The sequence below is a fragment of the Sphaerochaeta sp. S2 genome, assembly GCF_016406725.1.
Classification (GTDB): domain Bacteria; phylum Spirochaetota; class Spirochaetia; order Sphaerochaetales; family Sphaerochaetaceae; genus Sphaerochaeta.
This window is the reverse complement of the sequence record NZ_JAEKNT010000159.1, coordinates 1-4,540: the sequence shown is the minus strand read 5'-3', so window position 1 is coordinate 4,540 and position 4,540 is coordinate 1. Positions and strand designations below refer to the sequence as shown.

Sequence of the window (4,540 nt, the reverse complement as noted above, 5' to 3'; positions counted from 1 at the left end):
GCAAGATGCAAGCCCTCCCAGGTACACCATACATACCTTGCACACTCGCCATGCCTTAAAACCCCGGAGGAATTTCCCAATCCTTACCAATACGGGTTGTTCTTGCTGCCTACTGTCTTACAAACAACATCGGCTTCCTCTTGTTGGAATTACGTGGCTAATACGGCTTCAGGAAACCTCCTTACGGCTCTTGTGCTTTCCTGCCTACGCTTAAACCTAATCTCACGGTTTCGGCTCCAAGGCTGGATACTGACTGTTGGTCAGTCTTTGTCAGGTCGGGAGTTTCACCCGACTATATGTACAGCGCCGAACTGGCGCACTTGAAATTTGCTCTTCAAGCTTTGGATTCCGTATTGTGGCTGTTACGAATCTTTCAGATGGAGGCTTTCTTAAACAGGATATCACCAGTGCATCAGGTACTCCTATGGTGCCAGGAGCTTCAGGAAACCAAGCATCTAAAATTAGTTCGATTCAGCTCTATCTGGTCTCATGGGAAACAAACATGGAAAACAAAGTTAGATATGGATCAAACTATACATTGACTTCCAACAACCTTGAAACCTTCAATATTGCTACAGCAGATAAAGGTAGTGGGTTCTATCGGGGCTATACCTATGCGAAAATCAACAATCAAGCTGTACCCAGCAACGGAAACGCTCCAATACCAGGGCAGAGTTTCAGGGAGTCTCCGATTGTAGACATTCCTTTTGGAGAAGTAAATGAGGATCCAATTCTCACCCTATCCATCCAAGCAGAAACAACCTTCTCCATCCAGAATGCATATGGAACAGACAAGACCAAGATTGCAGAAGCCCAACTGACACTACAGAATGCTGAGAGTGGGAAAACATATGGAGTGGAGGTTACCTTCAGTAATAGTGTGGGAAGCCAAACCTTCAGTCTGCATCTAGATGGCCAGCGTACTCTTTTTGCCATCCCCTACCTGCTTCTCTTCGGTGGAGAACCTGTTACAGGAAGTGTCCCCCTTGACTGGGTAAATCTTTCTTCCAGTGCTCCAAATATTCGTTCGATTGAGGTATCTGGAATCAATCAAGACCGTGCAGACATGGCCCCAGCAGGGCTGTATCAAGATACCATTACCATCAGTATCACTCCAAAAGATACGTTGTAATCCTCTGCCTTATTGCATAATCATGCAAAAAGTGTGTATTGTCTGAACATACCAATCAGAGGATGGGCACTATGTTCGATATAGACTACGCCAAAACACCGGTTACCGATTTCTATGGAGTCAATTGCTTCACTGAAGTAGAGATGGGTAAGTACCTCAGCGACCCGATCATCAGGCAGCTGAAGGAAGTACAGCGTGGTCAACGTGAACTGACCAGTGAACTGGCAGACTTTGTTGCAAGTGCAATGAAGCAGTGGGCCCTTGCAAAAGGTGCAACCCACTTCTGCCATTGGTTCCAACCCCTCACCGGCCTCACTGCAGAAAAGCACGACTCATTCATCAGCCCAACAAAGGGAGGAAAGGTTCTGCTTGAGTTCAGCGGAAAGGAGTTGATCAAGGGAGAGGGTGATGCATCATCATTCCCCAATGGTGGTCTCAGGGCAACCTTTGAGGCACGCGGATATACCGCTTGGGACACATCCTCCCCTGCCTTCATCAAGGACATCAATGGGGTGAAAACCCTCTATATCCCTACCGCCTTTTTCTCATACAACGGAGAGGCACTGGACAAGAAGGTCCCTTTGCTCAGGAGCAACCAGGCACTTGAGAAACAGACTCTCCGTGTCCTGAAAGCATTGGGAAACACCAAGGCAAAAAGAATCATCGTAAACATTGGTCCAGAACAGGAATACTTTCTTGTTGACAAGAAATTTTATGACCAGAGACCTGACCTCAGACTCACTGGACGGACAGTCATGGGTAACTTGGCTGCCAAGGGACAGGAGCTGAATGACCACTACTACGGCACCATCGGAGACCGGGTGACTGTGTTCATGAGTGAATTAAACTTTGAGCTTTGGAAACTTGGTATCAGCAGCAAGACCCAGCACAAGGAAGCTGCACCCAACCAGTTTGAGATCGCAGTCGTATATGATGCTGCGAATCTCTCAACAGATCACAACCAGCTACTGATGGATGTACTCCAGATGGTGGCACTTCGCCATGGCATGGTTGCTCTTCTTCATGAGAAGCCTTTCCTGGGAGTAAATGGATCAGGCAAGCATGACAACTGGTCACTCAGTACTGATGATGGCACCAATCTTCTCAGCCCTGGCAACAATGTAGAGGATAATCTGCAATTTCTCATCTTCCTTACTGCTTTCATCAAGGCAATGGATGAATACGCTCCTCTTATCAGATGCGGAGCCGCCACCGCTGGCAATGACCATCGCCTTGGCAGCGCCGAAGCTCCTCCCGCAATAATCAGCATCTATCTGGGGGAACAGCTCAGCACCATCCTCGACACCATTACCATGGAAGGGTGTTGCACAAAGAGCGACCGACAATATGTACAGATGGGAATGACCATGTTGCCTCAGCTTCCTAAGGACCTGACCGACCGTAACAGAACCAGTCCAATTGCCTTCACCGGCAACAAGTTTGAATACCGGATGGTAGGCTCATCGCAGTCTATGGCAGGCCCGAATATTTATATCAACACTGCTGTTGCACAAGTTCTTGAGGAAGCTGCCGATCGCCTTGAGGCTGCAGAAGATGTTGAGCTTGAGTGCCACAACATCATTAGGGATTTCTATCAGGGCCATAAACGCATTGTTTTCAACGGAAATGGGTATAGCAAAGCGTGGAAAGACGAAGCAAAGAAACGCGGGCTTCCCGAGTTTAAAGACACGGTGAGTGCTCTACCGCAAATGCTGAGTGAGAAGAGCTTGGAGCTCTTTGAAAAACAAAAGGTTTTTACGAAGAGTGAGATTACCTCCAGACTGGAAATATACCTGCAGACCTACAGCAAACAGATTAACATTGAAGCGTCGATCATGGTGGAGATGTGCAGAAAGTACATCATTCCTGCGGTAAGCGAATATGTTGGTAAGCTCAGCGATACAATTGCCAAGCAAAATGCCATAGGGCTCGATACCACGCTGCAAAAACGGAATGTGGGTATTGTCCAGAATGCTCTCAATCAGGCAATTGAAGCTACAGAATACTTGCATGTCTGTGTAGCAAAAGCACTGTCCTTTAATGACGAAGTGCTGACCCAGGCAGAAATCTACCGTGATGAGGTGGTACCTCAGATGCAAACACTGAGAAGTTATGTCGATCTTGCAGAGACATACACAGAGAAACAATACTGGCCATTTCCCAGTTATGACGACCTGCTCTTCAGACTATAAGCGCATCCCTGCCAAGGTTGAAGCATAAATGATTCAGCCTTGGTATCCGGAAGCATTCTTTGTGAAGTAAAACGCAAAATCCAGTCACTTTTTTGATACGCCGAGTCACGGAGGACAACATTCTGTTTTCTTGCGCTGAAATTCAGAATCATCAATCGCTTCTCATCATCATATTCCCGTATGTAACAAACAATATGCTTGTTGTTCGTCTTCAAATATGTACAAGTACCACGTCTGAAAACAGGCTCTTCTTTTCTCATTCCAATCAGTGCTCGATAGTAATGTAACATGGATGAAGCATCTTGCTCTTGCGTTGTTACTGCATAGGAGTCAGCATTGGAGGCAAATGGAAGCCAGCTTTCTCCATCTGTAAAACCGTATCCCTCTTCATTGGACCAGATCATCGGTCCCCTTGCTGGATCCCTTCCTGGATGAACCGGCCAATACCGTTTTCCTAGAGGATCTCTAATCGCTTTCCAAGGAACTTTCGAATCGGGCAAACCCAATTCTTCTCCGTAGTATAAGAATATTGAGCCCCTCTGCGTGAGCAGAAATAGAGCAGCAAGTTTCGCTTTTGCTACATTTCCAGAAAGTCGGCTTACTATTCTTGGTATATCATGGTTATTTAGTACCCAACTCGGTATTCTATTTTTACCAATTGCTTCACACCAACGCTTTGCGCATCGTTGCCACTTGATAGCATTGAATCGAGTATATGCAAGAGAGAAATCAAAAGAGAGATGGAGTTCATCCCTGTTCCTTCCCAAGAATGAGGCAGCCAACTCCGGCTCCCCTGGCAGCTCAACCATGATTTCACCTACCAACATCCTGTCTGGGTAGGTATCTACCAATTGGCGCATCATTCTCAATTTCTGATGTGTTCCCGGCCTATTTCTGTCAAAGATATGCCGCTGCATGTCATACGGCCTCGGACGAGACCCAACAATTCTGGGATTGCTTCTCAGTGTCTTGTCCTTGATTATGCAATTGATCACATCAAGACGAAATCCATCCACCCCACGATCCAGCCAATATCTCAGGATTGAAAACACTGCATCCACAACCTCTTGGTTCCTCCAATTGAGATCAGGTTGCTCTTCCAGGAAAGAGTGTAGATAGTATTGCTTCTTCTTCTCATCATAGCTCCACGCTCTTTTCCCAAATGCTCCTTGCCAGTTATTTGGTATCGGATCATTTTAGCCGTATTTATACGTTT

At 46.5% G+C, this 4,540-nt stretch carries 3 protein-coding genes; 2 read left to right on the top strand and 1 reads right to left on the bottom strand.

Features of this window, described 5'->3' with window-relative positions:
- Window positions 1-502 precede the first annotated feature (502 nt).
- Both JF818_RS04215 and JF818_RS04210 read left to right on the top strand, forming a co-directional pair.
- Window positions 503-1,132: a hypothetical protein gene (locus JF818_RS04215; RefSeq protein WP_198890726.1), complete on the top strand. Its 630-nt coding sequence runs from the start codon at window positions 503-505 to the stop codon at window positions 1,130-1,132.
- Window positions 1,133-1,203: 71 nt separating this feature from the next.
- Window positions 1,204-3,324 (top strand): glutamine synthetase III, encoded by a 2,121-nt coding sequence (locus tag JF818_RS04210; RefSeq protein ID WP_198890725.1) that lies wholly within the window; start codon window positions 1,204-1,206, stop codon window positions 3,322-3,324.
- On the opposite strand, the gene JF818_RS16625 is transcribed toward JF818_RS04210, so the two are convergent.
- Window positions 3,297-4,511, bottom strand: coding sequence for an alpha-amylase family glycosyl hydrolase (locus JF818_RS16625; protein ID WP_370570304.1), 1,215 nt, complete (start codon window positions 4,509-4,511; stop codon window positions 3,297-3,299). The genes JF818_RS04210 and JF818_RS16625 overlap by 28 nt on opposite strands.
- Window positions 4,512-4,540 lie beyond the last annotated feature (29 nt).